This is a genomic window from Actinoplanes solisilvae (assembly GCF_003999975.1).
Classification (GTDB): Bacteria; Actinomycetota; Actinomycetes; order Mycobacteriales; family Micromonosporaceae; genus Actinoplanes; species Actinoplanes solisilvae.
The window spans coordinates 587192-600628 of record NZ_RJAC01000002.1; the positions used below are offsets into that span (position 1 = coordinate 587192).

Sequence of the window (13437 nt, forward strand, 5' to 3'; positions counted from 1 at the left end):
AAAGTGCCTAACCGTCGTGCGTCCGGGAAAGTCTCGGGATCTCGCTCTCCTCAAAAGACTCATGCGCCTCCCGCTCCAGCGCGCGCGTCTCGTCGGCGGCCGGCGTCTGGGTGCGCAGCCCGAGCATGGCCAGCCATTCGACGAGCTGGCGGTGCACCGCGTCGGGGCCCTCGATCTCGGGCTCGCTGACCGGCCAGCGCGCCGGGTGCACGAGCACCGCGTCGGTCTGCCAGCCACCGAGCCCGCCGTGCGAGCCGACCAGCTCTTCGAAGGCCGCCACCTCTTCGGTGAGCGGGTCGACGCAGCTGATCAGCACCAGGTCGCCGATGTGCGCGGACTCCTGGTGGCGCAGCAGGTCGTGCCGGGCGCGCGGGCCGTAGGGCAGCAGTGGGTCGACGCCCTCGACGGCGCCGTCGATGAGCCGGTGGCTGCCCGAGCCGCCCAGCGCGACCGGCCCGTGCTCGGTCTGCACGACGACCAGGCCGATGCCCGGATGGGCGGCGAGGCCGTGGACGAGCCGCGGATAGGCCCGGTCGATCGCGGCGCGGTCGAGCCGTTCGGGATAGCGGGTCAGATAGACCAGTGCCAGGTTTCCCGACGCGACCACCATCAGCGGGGCGATCGGCGGCTCGGGGAAGTCGGGCTCCTGGGTCGCCTCGGACTCGGCCGGCGTCTCGGGCGCGTCGGCCTTGTCGGGCGAGGAGAAGCGCTCGACCACCTCGTCGAGGGTCTCGCCGTAGCGCTGCAGGAAGGTCGAGCCCTGGCTCTGGCCGTGATCGGAGAGGACGACGAGGTGGTAGCGCCGGGCGGCCTCGGGGGCGAGCCGTTCGAGCACGCCGAGCATGCGGTCGAGGCTTTCGAGCTGGCGCATCGACTCGGGCCGGGCCGGGCCGGCGTGGTGGGCGACCTCGTCGTAATCGACCAGGTCGCAATAGATCGCCGGGGCACCGCGGGCCATCTGCTCAGCGATCAGCGAGACGTTGACGTCGCGCAGCAGCATCGAGGCCGGGCGCAGGGCCAGGAACGCGCCGGAGCGGCTCACCCGGGGCAGCAGGTTGCGGCGGCGCTGCAGGCGGGCCTGGTGCAGTTCGGTGAGGACCTCGCCGACGCCGAGCACGAGGGCGCGGGTGAAGCCGTACGGCGAGGCCATGAACGCCGCCCAGCCGCGCGCTGACCGTCCCGGCAGCGCCGCGTGGCTCACCGTGAGCAGACTGACCGCGGCGTCGCCGCTGAACGCGTTGCCGATGCTGACGCCGCCGTCGCGCAGCAGCCCGCGGCCGTCACTGAGCCGGGGCTCGAGGATCGCCGCGTCGCGCGGGCGGTTGGTCACCATGAGCTGGCCGGTGTCCTTCTCGAACCACCGGAAGGCCGGGATCTGCCGGGTCGCGCCGTGCAGGATGCCGGCCTGCGAGGCGGGCGTGGTCGACGGCAGGCCGGTGTGCCAGCCGCGCATCGAGTGGCTGCCCGAGCGCAGCCAGTGCCCGAGGGTGGGCAGGTTGCCGGCCCGCACCGCCCAGCGCAGCACCGGCTCGGACAGGCCGTCGAACTGCACCATCAGCAGGCCCGGTTCGGTGCCCTGGCTCGGGCGGCGGAAGGTGAGGAACGGGCCGCCGCCGAGCCGGGCCTGCCGGCGGCGCACTCCGCGCATGAGCCGCTTGGCCTCGCGCACGAAGGTGTCGTCGGTGCCACTGTCAACCATCCAGTCGACGATCGCGGCGAAGATGACGGCCAGGATCGCGGTGATCACCAGCGAGGGCAGTCCGCTGATCCGGTTGGCCGGGTCGATCTCGAGCGCGACCACGATGACCACGACCTGGGCGACGACCCCAAGCAGCATCGCGCCCCAGCCGCCGAGCGCGACGATGCCGGCCAGCAGCAGCGGGCGCAGTACGGCACCCACCGCGGCGACCACCACGACCAGGCCGAGGGTGTCGACGATGTCGTTGCTGGCCACGCCGGGCATGAGCCAGAGCGTCAGGGTCAGCACGACGAAGGTCAGCAGCGCGCTGCGCAGCACGGCGCGGAACCGGTTGAGGACGCGGCGCCAGGTCAGCAGGGGTCGCAACTCCGCACGCCAGCGCCGGAGAGTGGGGACGTCGGTGGGCTCGTGGGGGCTGATGGCCACCGCAAAACAATCGCACAGGCCAGGCCCGAGGTGGACGACCGTGCGGGGAATCACCCGGTCCCGGCCCGGGTACCCGGACGAGTGATCACTTACGGCTTACTTGTCCCGTACGGATAGCTTCGGAGCGGTGCATGCCCGATTCGCGTTGATCATCCTTATCCTGCTCGGTCTCGCCGCTTGTGGAACGCCCGACGAGCCCGAGCCGGCCCCCGCCCCCAAGGTCGTCGGCTATTTCACCGGGTGGGGTGTCTATGCCCGCGACTTCCAGGTGAAAGACCTGGACACCAGCGGCGCGGCGGGCAAGCTCACCCACCTGCTGTACGCCTTCGGCAAGCTCTCGAAGGGCACATGCACCGCGGCCGACAAGTGGGCCGACTACGAGAAACCGATCGACGCGGCGCAGAGCGTGGACGGCGTCGCCGACGAGGCCGGCGCGACCCTGCGCGGCAACCTCGGCCAGCTTCGCAAGCTCAAGCAGAAACACCCGGGCCTGCGGGTGCTCTGGTCGTTCGGCGGCTGGACCGGGTCGGGCGGCTTCACCGAGGCGGCCCGCGACCCGCAGGCGTTCGCCGCGTCGTGCCACGCCCTGCTCACCGATCCGCGCTGGTCGGGCGTCTTCGACGGCATCGACGTCGACTGGGAGTATCCGAACGCCTGCGGCGTGACCTGCGACAAGAGCGGTCCCGAGGCGCTTGGCCGGGTGCTGGGCTCGCTGCGCTCGGCGTTCGGGCCGGACGCGGTGATCACTGCGGCGGTGCCGGCCGACGTCGGCAAGCTGGCGGCGACCGACTATCGCGCGGCGGCGGGCTCCGCGGACTGGCTGAGCGCGATGACGTACGACTATTTCGGCGCGGGCGGCGACGACGCGCAAAAGGTGCAGAAGACCGCCCCGCACTCGCCGCTGGCCGCCTACCCCGGCATCCCGCGCGAGACGGCCCACACGTCGGCCACGGTCGACAAGCTGCTCGAACTCGGCGTTCCCGCGTCGAAGGTGCTGCTCGGGATCGGCTTCTACGGTCGCGGGTGGACCGGGGTCACCGCCGACGAGCCCGGTGGCGCGGCGGACGGCCCGGCCGCGGGCAAGCACGAGAAGGGCCTCGAGGACTACAAAGTCCTGATCAAGCGCTGCCCGCCCACCGGCACGGTCGCCGACACCGCCTACGCGCGCTGCGGTTCCCAGTGGTGGTCCTACGACACCCCGCAGACGATCAAGACCAAGATGGCGTACGCCCGCGGCAAGGCTCTCGGAGGCGCGTTCGCATGGGAGCTCTCGGGCGACACGCCGCAGGCTGAGCTGCTCAACGCGGTGTCGGAAGGCCTGTCGCCCTCAGCACGCTGAGCACCCGGTCACGACCCGGCGTCGGCGGCTCGCCGGCCCGGGTCGCCAGGTAGACCGTGTTGAGCGGGCCGAGGGCCGGTTCGTGCAGCCGCACCAGCCGGCTCGCCGCGAGGTCGTCCGCGACCAGGTATTCGGGAAGGACGCTGCACCCGGCGCCGGCCAGCACGAGTGCCCGCACCGCGAGCAGGCTCGGCACCACGACCGCCGCGTCCCGGGGCGGACGTTCCCCGAACTCGCTGAGCCAGTAGCGCCGGATGATCGGCAGATCTTCGGCGTACGCGATCAGGGGCGCCTCGACCGTGCCACCCGGCGGGCCGACGAACAGGAAGTCCTCGTCGCCGATGGCCTCGACGTGCAGCCCTCGCACCCGGGGCCGCTGACTGAGCATCGCCACGTCGATCGCGCCGTCGCGCAGGCCGGCGGCCAGCTCGTCGGGCAGGCCGAAGGTGACGCGGAGCTGAAGCCCCTCGGCGACCAGGGCGGCCAGGGCGGGCAGCACCACCTCGGTCAAAAACTCGGCCGGGCCGCCCAGGTGCACGACGGCGGCCAGTCCGGCCGGCTCATCGAGCTCGGTGACCCGGGCCAGCTGGTCGAGCGGGTCGCTGACCCGGCGGGCCAGCAGGTCACCGGCCGGGGTCGGCGTGACGCCGCGCGGCAGCCGCGTGAACAGCGGACGGCCGGTCGCCGCTTCGAGCGCTTTGAGCTGGGCGGTGACGGTGGGCTGGGACAGACCGAGCCGCCGCGCGGCCGCGGTGATCGAACCGGCCCGGTAGACGGCGAGGAAGGTGCGCAGCAGGTCAAGGTCCATAGAAATTCTGATGGTAGTGACAACAAGCCGCTATTTGTCCGATGGCTCGGCCCGGCGGACGATAGCCGCATGTCTACGAAAAAGATCGCCATCGTCCTGAGCAGCCACGAGCAGCTCGGCGACACCGGCCGCACGACCGGCTACTACGTCTCCGAGGCGGCCCACCCGTGGGTCGAATTCGTCGACGCCGGCTACCAGGTCGAGCTGCTCTCGATCGCGGGCGGCACCCCGCCGCGCGACGGCGAGGACCAGTCCGACCCCGCCCAGCGGCGCTTCCTGGCCGAGGCGGCCGACGACCTGGCCGCGACCCGCCGCCCGCAGGACGCCGACCCGGCCGGCTACGACGCCGTGCTGCTCGCCGGCGGCCACGGCACGATGTGGGACTTCCCCGGCTCGGCGCCGCTGGCCACGCTGGTCCGCTCGGTGTGGGAGCAGGGCGGCGTCGTCGGCGCGGTCTGCCACGGCCCGTCGGGTCTGGTCGACGTCGTGCTGGCCGACGGCAAGCCGCTGGTCGCGGGCCGCGCGGTCGCCGGCTTCACCAACGCGGAGGAGGCCGCCGTCGGGCTGACCGACGTGGTGCCGTTCGCCCTGGAAACCCGGCTGCGCGAGCTGGGCGCCGACCACCGCCCGGCCGCCGACTGGCAGCCCCAGGTCGTGCGCGACGGCCGTCTGGTCACCGGCCAGAACCCGCAGAGTGCTCCCGGGGTCGCCAAGGCGATGCTCGAGGCACTGAGCTAGCCGACCTGCACCCAGACGTTGTCGAGGGCGCCGTTGAACTGGTCGTTGTCGGCGTAGGCCCCCTTGCCACCGATGCTCATCGGGCGGTTGTTGGTGACTGAGAGCCCCGGCGGCAGGGGGATGCGGCCCCTCATGACGTCGTCGACGTGGATCGACAGCCAAGCGCCGGCCCGGGAGCAACGGATCCGGTGCCAGCGGCTGTCCGCGACCGTGACGGCACTGGTGGCCATCTTGATGTGGCGCGGCCGGTCGCCGACCAGCACACAGCTCGGGCGGCCGGCCGCGCCGTCGATCTGGAGCTTCCACTGACTGCTCGTCGACGAGTAGCCCTTCTGGATGACGTTCTGCCCCTTGCTCGTCTGGCCCGGCCGCAGAAACACGTCGGCGCCGTACGAGATGTTCCGGGGGCCCGGGTTCAGGTCGGGGGTCGACGGCGTCTGCAGCGCCACGTGCGGGCAGACCCGTGACACGCAGCGGGCCGGGAAGAGCAGCGCCGACCCCTGCCCGTGCACGACGTGGCGCACGGTACCGCCGTGGCCCGAGATGACGCGCAGCGTGTGCCCGCGGCCCGACTCGTCGACGATCGAGGCGGACCGCACGTTGAACGCGTAGCGGGCCATCATCACGCCCGGCGCGTCCACCTCGGCCGCCGCCGCGGGCGCGGTCCCGCCCACGGCCACGGCGAGGACCACCCCTACGAACCAGCAAGATCGCATGCCCGAATTATGGCTTGTAAACGGTTTGTCAATGACTGGGTGGCCTGGACCCCCGCGCGAGCCCACCCACTCGAAAGGGTTGATAACCCCCGAAAGGGGATTAAATTCAGCCGCGCTGGGTAGCGGCGACCACTCGCGTGGGCGGGCCTCCCGCGTCGGGTAGCGGCCTCAGCCCGCGTGGGCGGCTGCCGGCTCGGCCGGCAGATCCTCCTTGTGCGCCTGGATCAGAAGGGCCGAGACCCCGGCGGCGACCAGGATGATGATCGCCGCCCAGGTGAACGCGATCGTGTAGCCGTCCAACTGGGCGAGCAGGCCGTTGCGTTCCCCTTGCGCCGGTGTCGTGGCCACATGGGCGGCCAGATAGGCCGTGATGGCGCTCGTCGCGATGGTGTTCAGCAGGGCCGTGCCCAGGGATCCGCCGACCTGCTGGGTCGCGTTGAGGGCCGCGCTCGCCGCACCCGCGTCGTGCTCGGGCACGCCGATCAGGGCCAGGCTCGACAGTGGCACGAACGTGAAGCCCAGGCCGAGACCCAGCAGCAGCTGCGCCCAGGCCAGGTGACCCCAGAACGACGTGTCGAGGTCGACGAAGCGCAGCCAGAACATGCCGCCCGCGGCCAGGATCGGGCCGACCACCATGAGCGGTTTCGGACCGATCCTCGGCATCAGGTTGCTGGCCGCGCCGGCTGAGATCAGCACGCCGACGGTGACCGGGAGCGCGGCGAAGCCCGCCTTCAGCGGCGTGTAGCCGAGCACGTTCTGCTGATAGAGCGTGAGGAAGAGGAACGCGCCGAAGAGCCCGGCGCCGACCAGCATCGACGTGATGTAGGCCCCGCCGCGGTTGCGTTCGAGCACGATGCGCAGCGGCAGCAGCGGGTTGCGGACGCGCCGCTCGATCAGCACGAAGACGGCCAGCAGGGCCAGACCGCCGAAGATGCAGCCGAGGGTGACCGGCGAGCTCCAGCCTCGGTCGGGCTTCGCCGCCTCGTTGAAGCCGTAGACCAGGGCCACCAGGCCGAGCGTGACCACCACGGCCCCTGGCAGGTCGTATTTCGTGTTGCCGGTCGCCTTGCTCTCGGGCACCAGTGGCAGCGCCAGGAACAGCACGAGGATGGCGATCGGGATGTTGACCAGCAGGCACCAGCGCCAGTCGGCGTACTCGGTGAGCACGCCACCGAGCAGCAGACCGACCGCCGACCCGCCGCCCGCGATGGCGCCGTAGACGGCGAACGCCTTGGCCCGCTCTCTCGCCTCGACGAAGAGCACGGTGAGCAGGGCCAGCGACGCGGGAGCGAGCAGCGCGCCGAACGCGCCCTGCAGCGCCCGCGCGCCGAACAGCATCGGGCCGTTCTGAGCCAGGCCGCCGATGGCCGACGCGGCCGCGAAGCCGAGCGCGCCCACGATGAACGTGCGCTTGCGCCCCCAGTAGTCGGCGATGCGGCCGCCGAGCAGCAGCAGGCCGCCGAAGGCGAGGGTGTAGGCCGTGATGACCCATTGCCGGTCGGCGTCGCTGATGACGAGCTCACGCTGGGCACTGGGCAGGGCGATGTTCACGATGGTGGCGTCGAGGACCACCATGAGCTGGGCGAGCGCGATGACGCCGAGCGTGACCCAGCGGCGCGGATTCGCGTCGGTGGACGTCGCTTCAGTTGCTGCTGACACGTGGTTGTTCCTCTAGCTCAGGGGACGCGCTGTCCAACGGCACCGATCGGCCGGGCACGAGTCCTAGTTGGACTCCCTGGCGAGGCAGCACGGCGTCGAGCAGCCAATCGGCGGCCACGCGCACCCGGTTGCCGGGCATCGAGAGCAGGTGGTAGCCGCGGGTCACGACCTTGGCCGGGAAGCCCGAGAGCGGCACGCCGAGCGGGTTGGCCGCCGAGTCGAGCCCGCCCAGATCGACCACGAAACCAAGGTCATAGTGCTTGTACGGCTTGCGGCTGCCGTCGCCGTACGACGCCGCGATGTTCTTCGCCGCGACCACGCCCTGGCGGCTGGCGTGCTGCGCGGTCATGCCGGTGATCTCGCCGGGGCGGGTCAGGTCGGGCACGGCGGCCGCGTCGCCGATCGCGTAGACGTCGGGGTAGCCGGGCACGGTGAGGAACTCGTCGACCACCACGCGGCCCTCGCGCAACGGCAGGCCCAGGTCGGCGACCATCGGGTCGGGGCGCACGCCGACGCACCAGATCAGCGACCGGGTGACCACGAAGTCTCCCGTGGACAGGTGAACCCCGGCCTCGGTGGCCTCCTTGACGCTGGTGCCCAGCATGAGCTCGACCCCGCGGGAGCGCAGCACCTCGTCGGAGGCGACGGCGAGCCGCTCGTCGAGGCTGGGCAGCACCCGGTCGGCCGTGTCGAGCAGGATCCAGCGGACCTTGTCGCGCAGTTCGGGGCGGTCGGCCGTCAGCGCCCGGGTGAAGAGCACGCCCTGGGCCGCCACCTCGGTGCCCGTGTAGCCGGCGCCGACCACGACGAAGGTGCACCGGGCCCGCTGCTCCTCCTCGGAGGCGGCGTTGACCGCGAGCTCGATCTGGCGGGTGATGTGGTCGCGCAGGAAGAGCGCCTCGGGGATGCCGCGGAAGCCGTGGGCGTACATGGTCACGCCGGGCACGGGCAGCAGCTTGTTCACGCTGCCGGCCGCGATGACCATGCGGTGGTAACCGATCGTGCCGGACTGGCCGTCGGGGTTGCGATAGGTGACCGTGCGGTTGCCGAGGTCGAAGCGGTCGACGTGGCCCAGGATCTGGCGCGCACCGGGCAGCGCCGCCTGCAGCGAGACGGTGACCCGCCGGGGCTCGAGGATCCCGGCCGCCACCTCGGGCAGCAGCGGGAGGTAGAGGAAATAGTCGGTCGGGTTCACCACGACGATCTCGGCGCCGCCCCGGGAGAGCTTCGTCAGGGTGCGGGCCGCGGCGAAACCGGCGAAACCGGCTCCGACGATCACGATGCGGGGGCGTGCCATGGCGGGTCCTTCCGTCCAGGGCGCCGTCAACGCCCGCCGAGCAGAACCGTTGCCCCACCGACGCTACCGAAAACCGTCTGACCTGCGATGTGAGCGGCGTGACATCGCGTGGTCGGCCGTTCGGCCGATATTCGAATTCGGCCGAACGGCCGTCGTCCATCCATCGACGTCCTCGCGTCTAGTACGGCGCCGGACGATGCCCTCACGGGGAGGCGTCGCACGGCGGCGCGGCCGGTCGGTGCCCACACGGGGTGGCATCGCCCGGCCGCTTGAGAGGGGAGGGGGAGACGTGGTCGGCAGCGCGGTGCTTGATCCGCTTGAGTACGCTCACATCTCCCCCGCCCCCTCGAACGGACACCCTCGAATGGACGCCCGTGAGGCCGACTATGCGCATTTCGTCCGCTCCCGGACCCACGCATTGTTGCGCTCGGCGTACCTTCTGACCGGCGATCAGCACCTCGCCGAAGACCTCGTGCAGGAAGCCCTCGCGCGCACCCACCGGGCCTGGGCGCGCCTCGACCGCACCGAACACGCCGAGGCGTACGCCCGGAAGGTCATGTACCACGCCCAGGTGTCGATCTGGCGCCGCCCGAAGGTCGCCGAGGTGCTGCCGGCCGACTTCGAACCCGACCGCAACCACGGCGCCGACGACCACGCCGAGTCGGCCGTCGAGCGCCTCGTGCTGCGCCGCGCCCTGCTCACGTTGAGCGCCAAGCAGCGCGCCGTGATCGTGCTCCGCTTCTTCGAGGACCACACCGAGGCCGAGGCGGCCAAGCTGCTGGGCGTGTCGGTCAGCACGGTCAAGACCCAGACCGGTCGCGCCCTCGACCGGCTGCGCGCGCTCCTGCCCGACCTGCGGGTGCTCACCGAGATGCCGGAGCCGGGCCGATGACCGCCGAGGACGACCGCCTGCGGTGCGCGCTGCGTGACCTCGCCGACGTCGCGGAGCCCACCGACCTCTACGAACGCGCGCTCGGCTGCTCGCGCCGCATCGCCCGCCGCGAGGCCACGATCGGCGCCTGCGCCGCCGTGGTGGTGATCGGCGTGCTGGTCAGCGGGCTGTGGGGCCTACCGCACACCGAGCAGCACGACATCCCGGTCGCCGCCGCCTCGCAACCCGGCCCGTCGTCCGGACCGTCGAGGGCGCCGACTGCCACGGTGTCCCGGCCCGGGCCGGAGAGACCGACCGAGGCGGCCCACCAGCCCGCGCCCGAGAAGAGATCCGAGGTGGCGATCCCCCCGGCCGAACCGAGCTCGCTGACGCTGGCCGACCTGCCGGGACACGTCTTCTACTCCGGTCGCGACATCGTCCGCCTGTCGCCCTCCAGCGGCGAGAGCGACGTCGTGCTGGCGGACGCGCCCTCCTCGGTCGGCGTCTCGCCCGACGGCCGTCGCATCGCCTTCGTCACCGAGGGCCGGCTGCTCGTCAGCGAGAGCGGCCGCGAGGCGAAGCAGGTGGCCGACGGGGTGGCCGACGCCGACCAGGCCCCGGTCTGGTCCCCCGCCGGCGACCGGCTGCTCATCGACGCCGCCGCACCGGGCGTGCTCGACCTCGGAACGGGAACGATCACACCGCTGCCCAGCAGCCTCGCCACCGGGCAGCACTTCCGGTGGTCGGGCGACGGCAACAAGCTCGTGTACGCGACGTCGTCGTGCGACCTGAAGCTCTCGGCCGACGACGCCGCGGCGGAAACCTCCGTGGCGGTGCCGGGCGAGGTCTCGGCCTGCAAGCCGACCAGCGTCGACGCCACCGGCGAGCGGGTGACCGTGCCCCTGCAGACCGACGACACCGCCGACACTGTCATCGACACCGCCACCGGCCGGCCCGAGGTGCTCCCGGTCGAGGGCACGGTGATCGGCACGGTGTTCGACCCCGACGGCAACCTGCTCGTACGCACCGCGGACGACAGCGGGACCGTGCTCTGGCTCTTCGGGCCCGACAACGAGTTGCTGGTACGCGCGATCGAGCCCAGCGGCGTACGAGATCTGGATCTGCTGGCCTACACCCGCTGAACGCCCGCACCGTCCCCGCGGCGGATGCGACCATGATCTCGATGGCGTTGTCGCAACAGACCGTCCCGGCTCCGTGGTGGCGCCGCGGGCCGGCCGTCGCCGTGCTCGTCGTGACCGTGCTCGGCGTCGAGCTGGTGCTCGGCTGGTCGTCGCTGACCGGGGCGCTGACCCAGCTACGCGAACCGCAGTGGAAGTGGGTGGCCGCCGCGCTCGTGGTCGAGCTGATCTCGATGGGCTCGTACGCCCGCATGCAGCGCGCGCTGCTGCACGGGGCGGGCACCAAGGTCAGCATGCGCAAGCACGTGGCCACCGCGTACGCCGCGCACTCGCTGAGCGCCACCCTGCCCGGCGGCCCGGTCTTCTCGACGACGTTCAACTTCCAGCAGCTCCGCCGCTATGGCGCCTCGCCGGCCGTCGCCTCGTGGTGCGTCACGCTCAGCGGCGTGCTGTCGACCGGCGCGCTGGTGGTGATCGGCGCGGTCGGGGGCCTGCTCGCCCGCAACACCGGAAGCTGGCGTTCCCTCGCCGGTTACGCGGTCGCCGCCGTGGTGGTCGCTTTCGGCGTACGTCAACTCGCCGAGCACCCCCAAGCGCTGGACCGCCCGGTCCGCGCCGTGCTGAGCGGGGTCAACCGGCTGCGCAAACGCCCGCCCGAGCACGGCCACGCCCGGCTGATCGGCTTCGTCGAACAGCTCCGCGAGGTGCGCGTGCACCCGGCCAACTTCGCCGTCGCCGTCGTGCTCGCGCTGCTCAACTGGCTTTTCGACGCGCTCTGCCTGTGGCTGTGCTGCGTCGCGGTGGGGGTCGGCGAGATCAGCCCGGTCAGCCTGGTCATCGCCTACTGCGCGGGCATGGCCGCGGCCAGCGTGCCGATCGTGCCCGGCGGGCTCGGGGTGGTGGACGCCGCCCTGGTGCTCGGTCTGGTCGCCGGCGGCCTGGGCGGCGCGCACGCGGTCGCCGCCGTCGTGCTCTACCGCCTGATCAGTTTCGGCTTCATCATCGGTCTCGGCTGGCTGGTCTGGCTGGGCCTGCGCTACAAGTACCGCGTCAGCGCTTGAACAGCCGCCAGCCGCGCTTCTTGACCTCGGGCGGTCGCTCGGCGACGCCGTTGAGCTGGGCCAGGCGGCGCTGGGCGATCGGATTCTCGGGCTCCATCCTCAGCGACGTGAGCAGCGCCTGGCGGGCCTGGTCGACGTGGCCGAGGGCGTCCAGCGTCACGCCGTGGGTGTAGTAGTAGTGCGCCTCGGTCGGGTCGAGCCCGATGGCCGTACGGGCGGACTGCTCAGCGTCGGAGATCTGCCGGTCGGCCGCGAGCAGGGCCCACGCGACCCGGTCGTGCCAGAGCGCGTTGCGCGGGTCGGCGATGACGGCCCGGTAGGCCATCGTGACCGCCTCCTCGTGCCGGCCGAGCACGGTGAGCGCGCGGCTCGCCAGCGCGAGCGGCCGCGGATCACTCGGGTCGAGCTGCACGGCGTGGTCGGCCGCGTTGAGCGCTTCCTCGACGTTTTCGAGCGCGAGCTGCAGCCGGGCGAGCAGGATCCAGCCCTCGGCCGCGTCCGGGGCGGCGGCGAGCGCCGGCTGGAGCGTCGCTACGGCCCGACCGAGCTCGAGCTGCTCGAAGAGCGTGGCCGACTGCGCGATCGCCAGTTCGGTGGGGCCGCTGAACGCGCGCGCTTCGGTGAGGGGGCGCGCCGTCGGCGGCGCGTCCCTGGTCCGCAGGGGGTTGGCGGTCACATCGGGATGATCGGCCGGTTCGCACCGCGGATGAGGGTTTCGGCCAGATCCGGCTATGAGGCCGTGGGTTGCCAGCCGGCCGAGCGGGTGTGGTCGTGCGCCTCGTAGAAAGGCACCTGGGCGTACGCCCGCACCGGGAACGTGCCGAACGCGGTGATGCGCGGGGGCGCGGCGGTGAAGCGGGCGCCGTGCGGCGGCAGGTCTTCCAGGCCGGTGAGGTGCTCGACGATCGGGATGCCGGCGGCCAGCAGCACGGAGTGGGCCGGGCGCTCGCCACCGGCGGCCGCCGTCGAGTCGTCGATGTTGACCGAGTCGATGCCGACCAGGGCCGCCCCACGCTCGACCAGCAGCGCCGCCGCCTCCCCGGTCAGATAGGGCGCGTCCACCGCATAGGCCGGCGTGCCCCAGCCCCGGTCGCCGCCGGTGTGCAGCAGCACCGCGTGGCCGGCGACGGTCAGCGGCTCCAGATCGGCCTCGGTGACCGCGCGGCGACCGCTGCCGGCCGTACGCACCACGACGGCGGGCAGGTCGGCGAGCCGCTCCAACGGCACCCCGGCCAGGTCGGTGCCGCCCACATAGCGGTGCCGTGGTGTGTCGAGGTAGGTGCCGGTCTGGCCGAGCATCTCGATGCGGTCAAGGCTGAACTCGGTGCCCTCGGCATAGTTCGGGCGCGAGTCTTCCCAGGTCAGGTGGGGTGTGATGACCGGCGCGGGGAAACCCGGATAGGTGATCAGGCCGTCGGAGATCACGTGGCTGAGCTCGACGAAGCGCAGCCGCGGCGGGCCGGGCGGGCCGGCCACCACCGGATCGGCGAAGGTGCGCACCGCGGTCAGCTCGACCCGCTCGACGTCGCGCAGGCCGAGCGAGCTGACCAGGATGCGCGCCAGGTCGGCCTCGGTGACGTCGAGGTGCGGAATGTCGACCCGCAGCCCTTGCGCCCCGAGGTGACCACCGGTGGTGAAGGCGATGTCGGCGGTCAGCTCCGCCCGGTACTGCTGCACGAGGGCT

At 72.2% G+C, this 13437-nt stretch carries 11 protein-coding genes and 1 pseudogene; 5 read left to right on the forward strand and 7 right to left on the reverse strand.

Going from position 1 to position 13437, the window contains the following annotated elements:
• Positions 1 to 7: 7 nt before the first annotated feature.
• Positions 8 to 2125 carry an alkaline phosphatase family protein gene (locus EER30_RS09695; RefSeq protein WP_127499981.1) on the reverse strand — a complete coding sequence of 706 codons (2118 nt, stop codon included), beginning with the start codon at positions 2123 to 2125 and terminating at the stop codon, positions 8 to 10.
• Positions 2126 to 2312: 187 nt separating this feature from the next.
• Here EER30_RS09695 and EER30_RS09700 point away from each other — a divergent pair.
• Positions 2313 to 3464 (forward strand): annotated as a pseudogene (locus EER30_RS09700) (glycoside hydrolase family 18 protein); the annotation flags it as partial.
• Here EER30_RS09700 and EER30_RS09705 read toward each other — a convergent pair.
• Positions 3424 to 4272, reverse strand: coding sequence for a LysR family transcriptional regulator (locus EER30_RS09705; RefSeq protein WP_205650152.1), 849 nt, complete (start codon positions 4270 to 4272; stop codon positions 3424 to 3426). The pseudogene EER30_RS09700 and the gene EER30_RS09705 sit on opposite strands and share 41 nt — an antisense overlap.
• A gap of 69 nt (positions 4273 to 4341) precedes the next feature.
• Between EER30_RS09705 and EER30_RS09710 the strand changes: the two genes are divergently transcribed.
• Positions 4342 to 5010: a type 1 glutamine amidotransferase domain-containing protein gene (locus tag EER30_RS09710; protein WP_127499983.1), complete on the forward strand. Its 669-nt coding sequence runs from the start codon at positions 4342 to 4344 to the stop codon at positions 5008 to 5010.
• Here EER30_RS09710 and EER30_RS09715 read toward each other — a convergent pair.
• From EER30_RS09715 to EER30_RS09725, 3 genes are all read right to left on the reverse strand, one after another.
• The gene (locus EER30_RS09715; RefSeq protein WP_127499984.1) at positions 5007 to 5726 is read right to left on the reverse strand and encodes a LamG-like jellyroll fold domain-containing protein; all 720 of its coding nucleotides are present in this window, start codon (positions 5724 to 5726) and stop codon (positions 5007 to 5009) included. The genes EER30_RS09710 and EER30_RS09715 overlap by 4 nt on opposite strands.
• Before the next feature lie 168 nt (positions 5727 to 5894).
• Positions 5895 to 7385 (reverse strand): DHA2 family efflux MFS transporter permease subunit, encoded by a 1491-nt coding sequence (locus tag EER30_RS09720; RefSeq protein ID WP_127499985.1) that lies wholly within the window; start codon positions 7383 to 7385, stop codon positions 5895 to 5897.
• Complete coding sequence (locus EER30_RS09725) at positions 7369 to 8682, reverse strand: NAD(P)/FAD-dependent oxidoreductase (RefSeq protein ID WP_127499986.1); 1314 nt, start codon at positions 8680 to 8682, stop codon at positions 7369 to 7371. Before EER30_RS09725 ends, EER30_RS09720 begins: the two co-directional genes overlap by 17 nt.
• A gap of 364 nt (positions 8683 to 9046) precedes the next feature.
• Between EER30_RS09725 and EER30_RS09730 the strand changes: the two genes are divergently transcribed.
• The 3 genes from EER30_RS09730 to EER30_RS09740 are packed head-to-tail and all read left to right on the forward strand — an operon-like array spanning position 9047 to position 11753.
• A complete protein-coding gene (locus EER30_RS09730) occupies positions 9047 to 9574 on the forward strand; it encodes a SigE family RNA polymerase sigma factor (RefSeq protein WP_127499987.1) in 528 nt (175 codons plus the stop codon).
• A complete protein-coding gene (locus tag EER30_RS09735; protein WP_127499988.1) occupies positions 9571 to 10695 on the forward strand; it encodes a TolB-like translocation protein in 1125 nt (374 codons plus the stop codon). Before EER30_RS09730 ends, EER30_RS09735 begins: the two co-directional genes overlap by 4 nt.
• A gap of 41 nt (positions 10696 to 10736) precedes the next feature.
• On the forward strand, positions 10737 to 11753 hold the full coding sequence (locus tag EER30_RS09740; RefSeq protein ID WP_127499989.1) for a lysylphosphatidylglycerol synthase transmembrane domain-containing protein: 1017 nt from the start codon (positions 10737 to 10739) through the stop codon (positions 11751 to 11753).
• Here the strand turns inward: EER30_RS09740 and EER30_RS09745 are convergent.
• Both EER30_RS09745 and EER30_RS09750 read right to left on the reverse strand, forming a co-directional pair.
• Entirely contained in the window at positions 11743 to 12429 is a 687-nt protein-coding gene (locus tag EER30_RS09745; RefSeq protein WP_240669919.1) for a tetratricopeptide repeat protein, read from the reverse strand. The genes EER30_RS09740 and EER30_RS09745 overlap by 11 nt on opposite strands.
• 53 nt (positions 12430 to 12482) lie before the next feature.
• Positions 12483 to 13430, reverse strand: coding sequence for a cyclase family protein (locus tag EER30_RS09750; RefSeq protein ID WP_127499990.1), 948 nt, complete (start codon positions 13428 to 13430; stop codon positions 12483 to 12485).
• Positions 13431 to 13437 lie beyond the last annotated feature (7 nt).

Bases quoted from the DNA above. Each gene is read 5' to 3' on its own strand.
- EER30_RS09740 (WP_127499989.1), top strand. From the start codon at position 10,737: ATGGCGTTGTCGCAACAGACCGTCCCGGCTCCGTGGTGGCGCCGCGGG.
- EER30_RS09730 (WP_127499987.1), top strand. From the start codon at position 9,047: ATGGACGCCCGTGAGGCCGACTATGCGCATTTCGTCCGCTCCCGGACC.
- EER30_RS09715 (WP_127499984.1), bottom strand. From the start codon at position 5,726: ATGCGATCTTGCTGGTTCGTAGGGGTGGTCCTCGCCGTGGCCGTGGGC.
- EER30_RS09705 (WP_205650152.1), bottom strand. From the start codon at position 4,272: ATGGACCTTGACCTGCTGCGCACCTTCCTCGCCGTCTACCGGGCCGGT.
- EER30_RS09725 (WP_127499986.1), bottom strand. From the start codon at position 8,682: ATGGCACGCCCCCGCATCGTGATCGTCGGAGCCGGTTTCGCCGGTTTC.
- EER30_RS09710 (WP_127499983.1), top strand. From the start codon at position 4,342: ATGTCTACGAAAAAGATCGCCATCGTCCTGAGCAGCCACGAGCAGCTC.
- EER30_RS09735 (WP_127499988.1), top strand. From the start codon at position 9,571: ATGACCGCCGAGGACGACCGCCTGCGGTGCGCGCTGCGTGACCTCGCC.